Annotated in this window: 14 protein-coding genes and 1 pseudogene; all 15 read right to left on the bottom strand. The window is 36.8% G+C overall.

Going from position 1 to position 13,990, the window contains the following annotated elements:
• Positions 1 to 356, bottom strand: a 356-nt coding sequence (locus A194_RS17980) for an oligosaccharide flippase family protein (RefSeq protein ID WP_040402589.1), incomplete at its 3' end; no start/stop codon positions are given.
• 65 nt (positions 357 to 421) lie between these two features.
• Entirely contained in the window at positions 422 to 955 is a 534-nt protein-coding gene (spoVT, locus tag A194_RS0108990) for a stage V sporulation protein T (protein ID WP_017186520.1), read from the bottom strand.
• A 90-nt stretch (positions 956 to 1,045) separates the two neighbouring features.
• Positions 1,046 to 4,584: pseudogene (mfd, locus tag A194_RS17985) on the bottom strand (transcription-repair coupling factor).
• A 73-nt stretch (positions 4,585 to 4,657) separates the two neighbouring features.
• Complete coding sequence (locus A194_RS0109000; RefSeq protein ID WP_017186521.1) at positions 4,658 to 4,888, bottom strand: anti-sigma-F factor Fin; 231 nt, start codon at positions 4,886 to 4,888, stop codon at positions 4,658 to 4,660.
• A gap of 128 nt (positions 4,889 to 5,016) precedes the next feature.
• Positions 5,017 to 5,580: an aminoacyl-tRNA hydrolase gene (gene pth, locus A194_RS0109005; RefSeq protein ID WP_017186522.1), complete on the bottom strand. Its 564-nt coding sequence runs from the start codon at positions 5,578 to 5,580 to the stop codon at positions 5,017 to 5,019.
• Between the two features lie 140 nt (positions 5,581 to 5,720).
• On the bottom strand, positions 5,721 to 6,371 hold the full coding sequence (locus A194_RS0109010) for a 50S ribosomal protein L25/general stress protein Ctc (protein WP_017186523.1): 651 nt from the start codon (positions 6,369 to 6,371) through the stop codon (positions 5,721 to 5,723).
• 137 nt (positions 6,372 to 6,508) lie between these two features.
• Positions 6,509 to 7,462: a ribose-phosphate diphosphokinase gene (locus A194_RS0109015; protein WP_017186524.1), complete on the bottom strand. Its 954-nt coding sequence runs from the start codon at positions 7,460 to 7,462 to the stop codon at positions 6,509 to 6,511.
• Positions 7,463 to 7,520: 58 nt separating this feature from the next.
• The gene (glmU, locus tag A194_RS0109020) at positions 7,521 to 8,894 is read right to left on the bottom strand and encodes a bifunctional UDP-N-acetylglucosamine diphosphorylase/glucosamine-1-phosphate N-acetyltransferase GlmU (protein WP_017186525.1); all 1,374 of its coding nucleotides are present in this window, start codon (positions 8,892 to 8,894) and stop codon (positions 7,521 to 7,523) included.
• A 260-nt stretch (positions 8,895 to 9,154) separates the two neighbouring features.
• A complete protein-coding gene (gene spoVG / locus A194_RS0109025; RefSeq protein WP_017186526.1) occupies positions 9,155 to 9,442 on the bottom strand; it encodes a septation regulator SpoVG in 288 nt (95 codons plus the stop codon).
• Between the two features lie 191 nt (positions 9,443 to 9,633).
• Positions 9,634 to 10,449 carry a pur operon repressor gene (gene purR, locus A194_RS0109030; RefSeq protein WP_017186527.1) on the bottom strand — a complete coding sequence of 272 codons (816 nt, stop codon included), beginning with the start codon at positions 10,447 to 10,449 and terminating at the stop codon, positions 9,634 to 9,636.
• 64 nt (positions 10,450 to 10,513) lie between these two features.
• Positions 10,514 to 11,362, bottom strand: a complete 849-nt coding sequence (ispE, locus tag A194_RS0109035; protein ID WP_017186528.1) for a 4-(cytidine 5'-diphospho)-2-C-methyl-D-erythritol kinase — start codon at positions 11,360 to 11,362, stop codon at positions 10,514 to 10,516.
• Positions 11,363 to 11,505: 143 nt separating this feature from the next.
• Positions 11,506 to 11,685 (bottom strand): small, acid-soluble spore protein, alpha/beta type, encoded by a 180-nt coding sequence (locus A194_RS0109040; protein ID WP_017186529.1) that lies wholly within the window; start codon positions 11,683 to 11,685, stop codon positions 11,506 to 11,508.
• A gap of 120 nt (positions 11,686 to 11,805) precedes the next feature.
• The gene (veg, locus tag A194_RS0109045) at positions 11,806 to 12,060 is read right to left on the bottom strand and encodes a biofilm formation stimulator Veg (protein WP_017186530.1); all 255 of its coding nucleotides are present in this window, start codon (positions 12,058 to 12,060) and stop codon (positions 11,806 to 11,808) included.
• Positions 12,061 to 12,273: 213 nt separating this feature from the next.
• A complete protein-coding gene (yabG, locus tag A194_RS0109050; protein WP_017186531.1) occupies positions 12,274 to 13,164 on the bottom strand; it encodes a sporulation peptidase YabG in 891 nt (296 codons plus the stop codon).
• A gap of 104 nt (positions 13,165 to 13,268) precedes the next feature.
• On the bottom strand, positions 13,269 to 13,990 hold a 722-nt coding region (gene rsmA / locus A194_RS0109055; RefSeq protein ID WP_017186532.1), incomplete at its 5' end, for a 16S rRNA (adenine(1518)-N(6)/adenine(1519)-N(6))-dimethyltransferase RsmA.

The following is a 13,990-nucleotide window of genomic DNA, read 5'->3' on the forward strand; positions in this document are numbered from 1 at the left end:
AATCGGTCGTCTCCCATTAAATTAACTAAGAAAGGCGATGCCACATATAGCGTCAAAGCTACAATAAATCCTAATGTCACTAATAAATAAAACACCACAGATACGTTTTTAAAACGAATCTGGGCGTTTTGTGGTTTGTAATATGTTAATATATGCGAAAAAGCACTTGGCAAACTATAAATGGACAACATAAGAGCTAATGAAATAACAGGGTAAACCTGCTGGTATACATATAGCCCTTCATCCCCTGCCAAATTTTGCAGCGGGATGCGATAAACCATACCAAGTACCTTTCCAATCAATGCTGAGATCGTTAATATAACCGTACCTTTAATCCATGCACTCGAGTTCGACATGTCGTTCCTCACTTGTCTAAATAAGTATTGGTTATATTATATCACATCCATAAATAAAGATATTATTATTCCATCTGCCTAGCTAAGAAGTTAGCTGCCGTTTCACACACTTTAATTTCAACATCAGTAAGAGATCCTTTATCTGCATACATAATAATACTGCCTACTGGATCACCATTTGTTACGATCGGTTGAATAAGAAACGATGCGACCGTCTCTTCTTGTCCTTGGACCATTTCTAACGTATATTCATTTCGTTCTACAACTGTTTCCCGTTTTTCCATTGCCTTTTCAATAGGTTGGCCAATATTTTTATTTAAGTACTCTTTCTTCGAAGCACCCGCGGCAGATATAAACTCGTCTCGATCGGAAATTAACACTTTATGTCCCGTAGCATCGAAAAGTGAATGAGCATACTCTTGTGCAAACTCACTTAATTCGTTAATAGGTGAGTACTTTTTTAAAATAACTTCACCTTCACGGTCAACAAAGATTTCCAAAGGGTCTCCCTCTCGAATGCGTAGCGTGCGTCTTATTTCTTTAGGGACAACAACTCTTCCTAGGTCATCAATACGACGTACTATTCCTGTTGCTTTCATACTCTGCAATCCCCGCTTTCTGTGATGTACTCATATAGATGAGTGTTTAATGATTTACTCGTGTTTGTAGTATGAAGCAACAGGAGAAAACTATTCATGATTTGGTTGTTTTTTCACGTTTTCTAATTTTGATAGCATATCTTCCAATACGTCATAACGCTCTAGTTTGTTTTTATGGTTGTATTGAATCATGATTTTTAACTTTTGACCTTCTGTACCTAGTTGAACCATCCGACCATATTCATTAGCTAACATGAATAATTCAGATCCATCGATTTTTAGGCTTTCTTCTTCTTGCATAAGCATCTCAATTTTATTGTTTTTCTCATGAACTGTTTCTACTTTTTCTTTTTGAGCAAGTAACCTAATACGTGCTACTTGCATAAGCTCTTCAACTTCTTGCGGATACGAACCAAAACGGTCGATTAATTCATCTTTAATCTCAAAGATTTCACTAACTTCTTTAACCGCATGAATGCGTTTATACATATGAATCTTCTGTGTTTCATCCTCAATGTATTCGCTTGGAATATATGCATCTAATGATAGTGTCATTTCGACTTCAAATGGTTTCGTTTCTTCATAAGTTTTACCTTCTTGTTTCGCCTGTATAGCTTCGTTAAGCATTTGTGAGTACAAATCAAAACCGACTGAATCAATGAATCCATGCTGTTCAGTACCTAATAAGTTACCAGCACCTCTAATTGATAAATCTCGCATGGCGATCTTAAATCCGGAGCCTAACTCAGTAAATTCTTTAATCGCCTCTAACCTTTTTTCAGCCACTTCAGTTAACACTTTATCTTTTTGATGCGTGAAATAAGCATAAGCTAAACGGTTGGAACGTCCAACTCGCCCACGCAACTGATAGAGCTGACTTAAGCCCATCTTATCAGCATCATTAACAATTAATGTATTAACATTCGGTATATCAACACCGGTTTCAATGATTGTTGTACTAACTAAAACATCATAATTCCCTTCAAGGAAATCTAACATAATGTTCTCTAGCTGTCTTTCGTTCATTTGTCCATGAGCATGTGCAACTCGCGCATCTTCCACTAGCTCATCGATCTCGGCTGCTACACGGTCAATCATATCGACTCGATTATATAAGAAGAAAACTTGGCCATCGCGCGACATTTCTCTTTCAATCGCTTCCTTAATAAATGGTGGATTGTACTCCACTACGTAAGTTTGAATTGGAAAGCGATTTTCTGGTGGTGTTTCAATAACGGACAGGTCTCTTACACCAACCATTGACATATGAAGTGTTCTAGGAATTGGCGTAGCTGTTAACGTTAGAACATCAACATTCGACCTTAGCTGTTTAATCTTCTCTTTATGTTTAACACCAAAACGTTGCTCTTCATCAATGATCAACAATCCTAAATCTTTAAATTTAATATCTTTTGAAAGGAGACGATGCGTTCCGATCACAACATCGACTAAACCTTTTTCAAGTTGATCTAACGTTTCCTTTTGTTGTTTAGCTGTTTGGAAACGACTTAATATACCTACGTTAAGTCCAAAGTCTTGAAACCTCTCTTGAAACGTTTCAAAATGTTGTTGTGCCAAAATAGTCGTTGGCACTAATAAAGCAACTTGTTTATTATCGATTACTGCTTTAAATGCTGCACGAATGGCAACTTCTGTCTTACCATAACCAACATCACCACACAGAAGACGGTCCATTGGGCGTTCTCTTTCCATGTCGTCTTTAACTTCTTCAATACAGCGCAACTGATCTTCTGTCTCTTCATAAGGAAAAGCCGCTTCAAAGTCTTTTTGCATTTCACTATCTTTTGAGAAAGCATATCCTTTTGAAGCTTCTCGTTCTGCATAAAGTTGAATTAAATCATCAGCAATATCTTCGACTGAAGATTGGACACGTGATTTAACTTTCTTCCATTCAGTTCCACCTAAGCGATAAAGTTTAGGTTCTTTACCTTCTGAGCCGACATACTTTTGCACTTGATCAATTTGTTCAACAGGGACAAACAGTTTATCATTGCCCGAATAACGTAACACCATATAATCTTTGTGCACATCATTAACTTGTAATGTTTCAATTCCCAAATACTTACCAATACCGTGGTTCGTATGTACAACATAGTCCCCTGTTTCAAGTTCTTGATAACTTTTAATTCGCTCAGCGTTTGAAATCTTTTGCTTCTTACGCTTCTTCGGCATTTTCTTTCTGAACAGTTCTTCTTCTGTTAATACCGCTAGTTTATAACTTGGCATTTCAAACCCTTCACTAATACTACCTTGAATAATAATTGGTTCATTGACAGGCAGTTCAGTTAACTGGTGCGGTCTATGAGCAACCATGTCATAGTCGTCTAAAACCCGTTCTACCCTTTTAGCCCTTTCACCATCGGCAGCAATAATGACTACAGAATACTCTGCTTGCATCCATCTGTCCATTTCATTTTTTAACAAGTTCATTTGACCATGAAATTGCTGCATTTGACGGCTTGAAATATTAATTATATTTTCCGGCTTCGTGTTAGGGATATGTCGTAAAAACAATGACATATAAATTTTAGGGAAGTTCATTTTATCCCATACTTGATACCAATCAAATGACAATTGTAAGCCATTCACAATATCTTGTTGCTCAAGCATTTCGGTATACCAATTAGCCTCTTCACGATCTAATTGTTCTGCTGTTTCCGAAATACGACTCATCTCATCTAGTAATACAACACTATTTTTAGGTAAATAATCTAGTAAACTACTCGTTTCTTCATAAAGCAACGTCAAATACTGATATATCCCGGTAAACATCTCTCCTTGTTCAAGTCGCTCTATGTCGTAGTTTATTTTTTCATACAAACGTTCCTTTTGCTGATCTTCCTTTAACTGTTCAACCGATGACTTCAATAATGATTTAAGCTTCTCAGCAGCTTGTTCCATTTGTTCATGTGTTAATACGAATTCCTCTGCTGGTGAGGTTTCAAATTGTTCCATCTCACCTTGTGAGCGCTGAGTTTCAGCATCAAAATATCGAATCGATTCTACTTCATCATCAAACCATTCAATTCGAACGGGGTAGGCTTCGGTTAAAGGATAAATGTCTACAATTCCACCACGCGACTCATCTCGCCAGGTGCGTTAACTAAATCAACCATCTTATAACCTAATCGTTGTACATCTTTAATCGCTTCTTCAAGTGGTTTTTCTTCACCAACTTTAAAATAAACTTGAAACTGCTCAACTATCTCTTTAGGAGGTAATAATCGTTTTAACGCTGATACGGGTACGACCATGACCCCTTTTTCGTGTTTTTGCCAATTTTTCAATGCTTCTAGTCTTTGAGCTTTTAACTCAGGTGAAGATGAGACGATCTCTGCTGCTAATAATTCATTTGCAGGATATAAGTGGATCTTACTTTCATCTTCTGACATTGATAATAACTCTTCATATACTTTTTGTGCTTGTGATAATTGATGGGTCACATATAGGATTGGTTGTTTAGCGGATTCATGAATAAGTGAAGCTAATACAGCCCTTGTTGAGTTCGTTAACCCAGATACGAGCTGTTCATTCATGCCAGTTTCTATTCCATCAATTATATGAGCAAAATCATCTTGAGTTACTAAATAGTCTTTTATGTTCTTCATTCTATGCTCCCCCTTCAAATCACAAGACGGGTATTTCTCAACAGAAAAATGCTTTGGCTTTCACCAAAGCGGGTTAATGGATAAAATTTTCTAACTCAAATAAGCTTGGATTTTGTGAGAGTATTTCCTCACATTCTTCACATACGAGAAGAACATTTAACTCACCCTGTTCTCCTTCTTGTAATATATCATTTAGCTCTTCTTGCGTTAACGACTGTTGTTGAATCAATTGTTGCACTTGTTTTGTGTCATCGATCTCACCGAGGTTTCGACTACAATGACGACATTTGACTTTTGCTGACACAAAGGAACCTCCTTAAACTTCCACATTTCAACTAATTCATGTTATGCAAAACTACACAAATCGGTTTTTAATATGTGAAGTGAAAACTAATTATAGGTTTTCCAAATGAAAGGTTCCTTATTCAATTATTAAGATTGATTGAAATTGTTCATCACTTGTAAAAATGGTTTCTCACACCAAGTTTCACACGCTTCTTTCGACTTTTCAATAGACGGTGTAATGTCTGCTTGTTCTATTTTTGAGAACTTGCCTAATACATAATCTGTTACACTTTCATTACTTTCTGGTCGACCAATTCCAAAGCGAATTCGATTAAATTCTTTAGTGTCTAATTGAGCAATTATATCTCTTATGCCGTTATGCCCACCATGTCCACCTTTTTGACGCAATCTTATTTTCCCTGTCGGCAAGTCTAAGTCATCGTATATAACTAATACATCTTCTGCATCGATATTAAAGTAATCGGTTGCTTCTTTTACTGATTGACCCGAACGATTCATATATGTTTGTGGCTTTAATAATAATACTTTCTCTCCATTTACTACTTCTTGAATGTAATGGGCATTGAACTTATCTTTTTTAAACTTCCAGCCATTTTCTTTTGCTATATAATCAATGACTTGAAATCCAATATTATGTCGTGTTTTTTTGTACTTTAAGCCTGGATTGCCTAACCCAACAATGCACTTCATTATATGTAACTCCTTTAACTCGATATGCTATTAAGTTTATATTTTACATAATAGTCGCTTTTATCAGTATAAATTAGAAAACAGACCGAAGCTCACAACTGAGTATGACTTCGATCTGTTCACTTCAAGTAAATATCAAATTATTCTTCGTTTTCGCCTTCAGATTTATCATTAATCACTTCAGGCTCAGCTTGTTCATCTCCAGCTGCTCCTTCTTCACCTACTTCAGGAACATCTGCTTGTTGTGGTGGTAAAACCGTCACAATCGTCGACTCATCATCATCTAGGATTTCGTAGTCTTGAGTTGTCTTAAGGTCGCCAACTGTAACACTGTCGCCAATTTCTAATTCAGCTGAAGCTATAGTAATTTCATCTGGGATCTTATTAGGTGTCGTTCTAATGTTTAATGTATGCAACGTTTGCTGCAATACGCCACCTTCTTTTTCACCCTTAGACTCACCATCAATATTAATCGTCACTTCGACATCTACTTCGGTAGACATATCTACCAGGTAGAAATCGATATGAGTTAAGTCTTGTTTAATTGAATCTGTTTGGTAATCATATAGCATAGCGTCTAAAGACTTACCACCTTCAATTTGTAATGAGAATACCGCGTTACGGCCTTCATCTCTTACTTTCTTAACTAAATCCATGCTTTCCACTGAAATGGTTACTGGTTCTTTACCTTTGCCGTATACGACTGCAGGTACAAAACCTTCTGCACGAATTGATTTTGTGACAGAATTTCTTGTGTCTGGTCTTTCCTTCGCTTGAATTACTGCTGCCATGTGTTACAACCTCCGTTTTAAGAAATCTCTGATATTTACTCCTACCCTTTATTATACCTTTTTAAACGCAAAAGTAAAATTTAAAGATGAAAATCTTAACAAGATTTAGCAGTGAGATTAAATTGAGCTGTCAACTCTTAGTCAAATAGACTGCTGATTGAACGGTGCTCATGGACGCGCTTAATTGATTCACCAATCATCTTACCAACTGATAGTGTAACAATTTTATTTGTGTCTAAGTCATCCGATAGTTTAATTGTATTCGTCACAACACATTCTTTAATTGCTGAGTTTTCAATACGTTCAATTGCTGGACCAGATAACACTGGATGTGTACAGCAAGCATATACTTCTTTTGCTCCATTTTCGATCATCGCATTCGCTGCTAACGTAATCGTACCCGCAGTATCGATAATGTCATCGACTAATATAGCTGTTTTGCCTTCGATATTACCAACGATATTCATCACTTCTGCCACATTTGGCTGAGGACGACGTTTATCAATAATCGCAATTGGAGCTTTTAATCGATCGGCCATATGTCTAGCACGCGTTACTCCACCATGGTCAGGTGAAACGATCACAACGTCTTCTAACTCTTTGCTTAAAAAATAGTCAGATAGTGTCGGAACTCCAACTAAGTGGTCAATTGGAATGTTAAAGAAGCCTTGAATTTGAGCTGCATGTAAGTCTACTGTAACGACACGATCAGCACCTGCTGTTTCCAATAGGTCTGCTACAAGCTTCGACGTAATCGGCTCTCTTGATCGAGCTTTACGGTCCTGTCTTGCATAACCATAGTAAGGCATGACAATGTTGATCGTGCGAGCTGAAGCTCTCTTTAAAGCGTCAACCATAATAAGCAATTCCATTAAATGCTCGTTTACTGGATTACTTGTTGATTGGACAACGAATACGTCACAACCACGAATACTTTCTTCAATATTAATTTGTACTTCTCCGTCTTTAAAGCGTTTAACAGAACATTTCCCTAATTCAACGCCAACAGAATCTGCTATTTCTTGCGCTAATTCAGGGTTAGAGTTTAATGTGAACACTTTCAAATAAGGGTCTTTGTAATGATTAGCCATAGAACAGGAACCTCCACAATAAAAAATGTTATATTTTTAGGCCATTTCAAGCCTTAAATTATGAGCGTTTATTTAATCGTTCCACATATCCTTCTTTGTTTTCTTGACGAGATCGAGCAATGGATAGTGCTTTTTCGGGTACGTTCTTTGTAATAGTTGAGCCTGCTGCAACATATGCACCCTTTTCTACTTTAACTGGTGCTACTAAATTAGAATTACAGCCAATAAAAGCGCCGTCTTCAATAACGGTCTTGTGCTTCGAACGACCATCGTAGTTCACTGTGATACTACCACAGCCAACATTAACGTCTGACCCAATTTCAGCATCACCTAAGTAAGATAAGTGAGAAGCTTTACTACCTGTTTGCATACTTGTCTTCTTCACTTCTACAAAGTTACCAATTTTCACATCATCTTCTAAACGACTTTCTGGTCTAATATGGGCATATGGACCAATTTGTACATTGGACCCAACATAACTGTCTGTAACAACACTTTGTTTAATCGTTGTTTTTTCACCGATTTCACAGTTTTCAACTTCCGAGTTTGGACCGATAGTCGTATTGTTACTAATTCGAGTCTGACCTTTTATGTGCGTACCAGGCTCTATTGTAACGTCTGTACCAATTATAACATCTGCTCCAATATAAGTGTTGCCAGGATCTACAATTGAGACGCCATTACGCATATGTTGTTCATTAATGCGATCCTTTAGCAGTTTTTCTGCTTTAGAAAGGGCGACCCGGTCATTTACACCAACTGTTTCATTCACGTTTTTCGTTTGAAAAGCGGCTACTTTTTCTCCATGATTGTTAGCAATTTCTAAAACATCAGGTAAATAATATTCACCTTGTGCATTGTTATTAGATACTTGTTTTAGTGCGTCAAACAACAACTCATTGTCAAAACAGTACGTTCCTGTATTAATTTCTTGTACGGCCTTTTCCGTTTCATTTGCATCTTTTTCTTCAACGATTTTTTCGACATGCCCTTGTTCATTACGAATAATTCGGCCATATCCAGTAGGGTCTTCAACTTTAGTTGTTAGTACAGTCACTTTAGCCTGTTCTTGTTCATGTTGATTCATTAACTGACTAATCGTTTCAGAAGTTAGAAGTGGTGTATCCCCACAAACAACAACTGTAGTTCCTTCCTTTCCTTCTAACTGACTACTTGCCATTTGGACAGCATGACCTGTTCCTAATTGCTCTCCTTGAACGGCATAAGCTGTTTGATCACCTAACTGCTCTTGTACAGATTCAGCTCCATGACCAACAATTGTTACTATTTCATCTAATTGAGATTTATGTAGTTGGTCGACAACATGTTGAACCATTGGCTTACCACATACAGGATGTAACACTTTATAGAGGCTTGATTTCATTCTTGAGCCTACTCCTGCAGCCAATACGACCGCGAAACGTTTTGACATCATTTTCCCTCCAACTAATCATGCGAAATTTATCGAAAAAAGGGTGTCTTACCCCCTTATAATCATCCATTATGAATATATCTTAAATAGATAGCACATGCAACTTAATCCTACTTAATATTGTTATGGTATTTTTTACTTTAATAAGTAGAGCAATTAAATGTTCTTCTATTTCGACTAATTGGGGGTTTAATTCTATTAAAACGAGGTAAAACATAAAAAAGAAGTTCAATCACGGGCGATTGAACTTCTCTGAAATTTTAAGAAGCACCTGCTTCTTCATATTCAACTTCTTCACCGACACGGTGGTATTCTTCTAAAACGGCATCTTGAATCTTACCACGTGTACCCGAATTGATTGGATGAGCAATGTCTCTAAACTCTCCATCTGGAGTTCGTTTACTCGGCATCGCTACAAATAATCCATTGTTTCCATCAATGACACGAATGTCATGTACAACGAACTCATCATCCAATGTAATCGAAGCGATCGCTCGCATACGACCATCCGTATTCACGCGACGAAGCCTTACGTCAGTTACTTGCATTATGTCTCACCACCTTTTAGATATATAACTACAAAACATGTCGTAAGTCTCATAAGCTAAACCTAAGCTTTTCAGACTCTCTCTATTACCTTTCAACAATGAAACCGAAAATCCTTCTAAAAAATTTATTTTTTTATAATTTTGTGACAAAATTTACTGTAAAAAAAGAGGAGGCTATTTCCCCCTACTAATTAACTATTAAAATAATTACCTGGCACAACTTTTATAGCACTTGATATTTCATTTACTTCTTGAATTTTTAATAACGACACATAGTCTTCCACACGGCGTTCTTCATCTTCATCTTCAGCTTCAGCTAAAACAGCAATTCCTTTAACCGTAGCATTAAACTCTTGCATTAAATTTTCCATCCCTTTAATTGTGCCACCAGCTTTCATAAAGTCATCAATTAAAAGAACGTTTGACTCTTCTTGAATACTTCTCTTAGCTAAAGCCATTGTTTGGATCTTTCTTGAAGAACCAGAGACGTAATTAATGCTTACTGTTGAACCTTCAGTCACTTTAGGATCTCTTCTAATAATGACAACTGGTACATTCAGCACTTCAGCAACCGCATAAGCTAATGGTATTCCTTTAGTCGCTACTGTAACAATATAATCAAGGTCTACATCTTTAAAAGCAGCGCCAAACACTTTGCCTATTTCTCTAATGTAATTGTAATCACCTAATACATCACTCATGTACACATAACCGCCTGGTAAAATGCGTTTTGAATCTTCTAATACATGAATTAACCGATCAATAAACTGACGGCTTTGGTCGTGGTTAAAGTCAGGAATATAACGAACACCACCAGAAGCTCCTGCTGTAGTCTCAATTCTACCGATCCCTAAAGACTGGAACATTTCATCAATAATATCTATATCCTCGCTTACAGATGACTTTGCTGCTTGAAAAGAATCAACAAAGTAAGGAAGCGAGATTAATTTCCTCGGATTTTCTTTAAAGTGATGTGTCATCGCCACAATTCTCTCACTACGTTTCATTTACTACACCTCAAAACACGAATATTGACCTATAATATACCATGTATTATTTGTAATTTCCAACTTATCGTAAAGAATGGACGACATAAACTTCCTCACAAAAACCTTTTAAGCTGTTATAAATTCTTTCAGCCTTAGACTGTTGCTTAACTAATGCATATACAGTCGGCCCGCTTCCGCTCATTAAAACCCCATCAGCATCTGCGTTATCCATTTGTTCTTTAATCGGACCAATTTCTTTATGCATGTTCATCGTTATAGGCTCAAGCACATTTACCATTTGATCACACACCGCTTGAAAGTCTTGGTTTTCTAATGCTTTAATAGCTTGTTCATTGTTAGGGTGAATCATTTTATTTAAATCAACTCGTCCGTAAACCTCTTTCGTTGATACTCCGATTTTTGGTTTAGCTAATACGACGTAACAAGCAGGTAATGGTGAAAGTGGCGTCAACGCCTCACCACGCCCTTTTGCCAGTTGAGTACCACCTTGAATACAGTACGGCACATCAGAGCCAATTTGCTCAGCCAACTTTTCCATCTGTGCGTTTGAAAGGCCAGTCGAAAACAAACGATTTAATCCTCTAATAGTTGCAGCTGCATCACTACTGCCCCCGGCTAACCCTGCAGCTACAGGAATACTTTTATCAATATCAATTTTAACTCCTGATCGAATTCCGCATTGTTTCTTAAAAGCTTTAGCAGCTTGATACGCTAAGTTTCGATGATCATTAGGAACGTATCGATTTTCAGAATCAACAATAATTTCATCTTTAGTCAAAACTTCAAAAAATAATCGGTCTGATAAATCAATCGATGTCATAATCATTTCAACTTCATGGAATCCATCATCTCGTTTATGTAATATATCTAAAGTTAAATTAATTTTTGCTGGCGCTTTTTCATAAACCATATTTTCACCTTCTGTTTTTATTATCACCGTGATTGTATCATAATCATAATGTGTTCGCTCAACTAAATTAATATAATGTGATTCATAAAAGTGTAAAAAAAAGTAGGCCTTTTAAAAAGACCTACTTTTTACTATGTCCAACGTTAGCGTTGGCCTTTTTCCATTTGTTCTTGTGCCATCTCAACTGCTCTTTTTACCATGTTACCTGCATCACGAGATTTAATCCCGCCCCAACCTTCTCTTTGTACAGTGTCGTAAATACCTAACTCCTTTGCGATCTCCTCTTTAAAACGATCAGACATAACGCCTTTACGTCTACTCAACGGACCACAACTCCTTTTGTCGTTTTTTACGACACACTTATTATATGTACTTTTGAGAAACTGAAACATGGAAAGTGTTGAGGATATTAGCAAAAAGAAGTAATGCAGTAGAACTGCGGATTATGCCATCTTGGTGATTTCGTCTGTGAAGGTAATTTTGACCGTTTCAGTCAACACATCCGCGTAACTATAAGATACGCGCTCAAACGAATGCTCGTCTTGGTCGAGTTCAACAATAAAAACTGATGGATACGTTTCAGATAAGACACCACAACGCTCAATGGTTTTACGGCGCCCGCCATTAGCTTCTAGCGTTAAACGTTGACCAATCTTTACATCTAATGCTTGTTTAATTTCACCCAATGTCTTGCCCATTAGACTCCACCTCACTGTCAATAATATACCATATTTAAGCCGTTAAGTCAAAAATTTTTCATTATAACAATTTAACAGTTACAATGTCAACAAAATATCCATTCCTTTTCTTAACATTACCTAATAAGACGGAATCATACATAAATATACAATTTTCAACATTGTTATTTTGACAAAAAAATAAAAAACACCTCGTGTAGACGGTGTTTAAATTTACTCTTCTTTTGATTTCTCATTGGTTACTGGCAGGCCTTTCATGTACGGTAAACCAATTCTAAATAAACCTCGTGTCTCAATCCCACCAATCCCTTTCTCTCTCGTGATGGTTTTATTGATTACATCATGCAAGTTAACCTTTTCCATAAAAGATGTATAACCAATTTTAGCGATCACATAAACTGGGTCTAACGCATGAATGTTAATTCTCGTTGGGGAACTTGCGAAATTGGCTCCAGCTTTAATAAGCGATTCAAAGTGAGACTGGCATGCACCTGCGAATATTACTAATTGATCAAGACTGGGCTCGATCTTTCTAGCTTCTCTAACCGACTCAACGAAGTACTTACTATTCCGATAAGCCCTAATATCGTGTTCTTCACCTTTTTGCTTAGAGTATGAGTCATGGCCTGTAATAACTAAAATATCGGGTTGTACTTTTTCCATTAATTCTTTAATTTTTAAAGGCATTTCTGACTCTTCAACATGAATCCCATGCACTTGTAATCCGAGCCTTTTATAAAGCATGACACACTTCTTCAAAAACAAAGCATCTCCATCAATATGAAGCACTTTAGGACATAACTGAAATTGCGCTACGTCCTCTTCTTTAACAGAAGTCGGATGTGCATAATCACGGAAAGAACGTAAATAATAATCCTGTCTAAACATGCGATAAGATGTTGCTTCTTTTTGGCGTACTTGTCGCTCAATTTTGTGTCTCTCATCATTTTGTACACGCTTCAAATCACCTAACGGGGCATCTGCTTCTAAGCGAAAGTTCTCCCCATAGATGATTGCTTGATCGTTATAAACTTTTTGTACCCGAAATAACAAGTCATGACCATAAGAGTGCCGTGTCACGATTTCTCCTCTATGCCAATTCATCTCGTTCTCCCTTTCACTAATAACCTTCTCTTATAACGTATTGTGAAAGTGAAAAGATTGTGCATAAGCCTTAATAAAAGAAAAACTCACCGTATAAAGGTGAGTTAAGAACGCGTTATATATTGATTAAACACATTAGCAAGCTCGGCAAATTCTTCTATGCTTAACGACTCTCCTCGGCGTGTTGGATCAATATTCGCCTCTTTAAATATACCATCTAACGTTTCACCTTCTAATTCATCACTATAAGCTCTCTTTAAGTTGTTTTTCAACGTTTTTCGCCTTTGACCAAAGCTAGCTTGAACAATCTCAAAATAAAGCGCCTCATGCTCAACGTGAACTTTAGGCTCTGAACGAACATTTAATTGCAAAATCGCCGAATCAACATTTGGTTGAGGCATAAAACAAGTCTTCGGAACATTCATTACAACTTTTGATGTCGTATAATACTGTACAGCAATTGATAAAGACCCATAATCTTTATTATTTGGATCTGCTGCCATTCTTGCTGCTACTTCTTTTTGCATCATGACAGTAATTGAATCGACTGGTAAATGGCTTGTTAACAACTTCATCAAAATAGGTGTTGTAATATAATAAGGTAAGTTAGCTACTACTTTGACTTTCTCACCTTGTTTCATGCGTTCTTCAATGAAGTTTTGTAAATCGACTTCTAAAATATCTTGCTGATAAACTGTAACGTTATGATAAGGTGATAACGTGTCTTCTAAAACATCAATTAAACGTCCATCAATTTCAAAAGCATAAACATGTTTAGCTTTTTTCGCAATTTGTTCTGTTAATGCTCCAATTCCTGGTCCAACCT

Source organism: Alkalibacillus haloalkaliphilus C5 (assembly GCF_000269905.1).
GTDB lineage: Bacteria > Bacillota > Bacilli > Bacillales > Alkalibacillaceae > Alkalibacillus > Alkalibacillus haloalkaliphilus_A.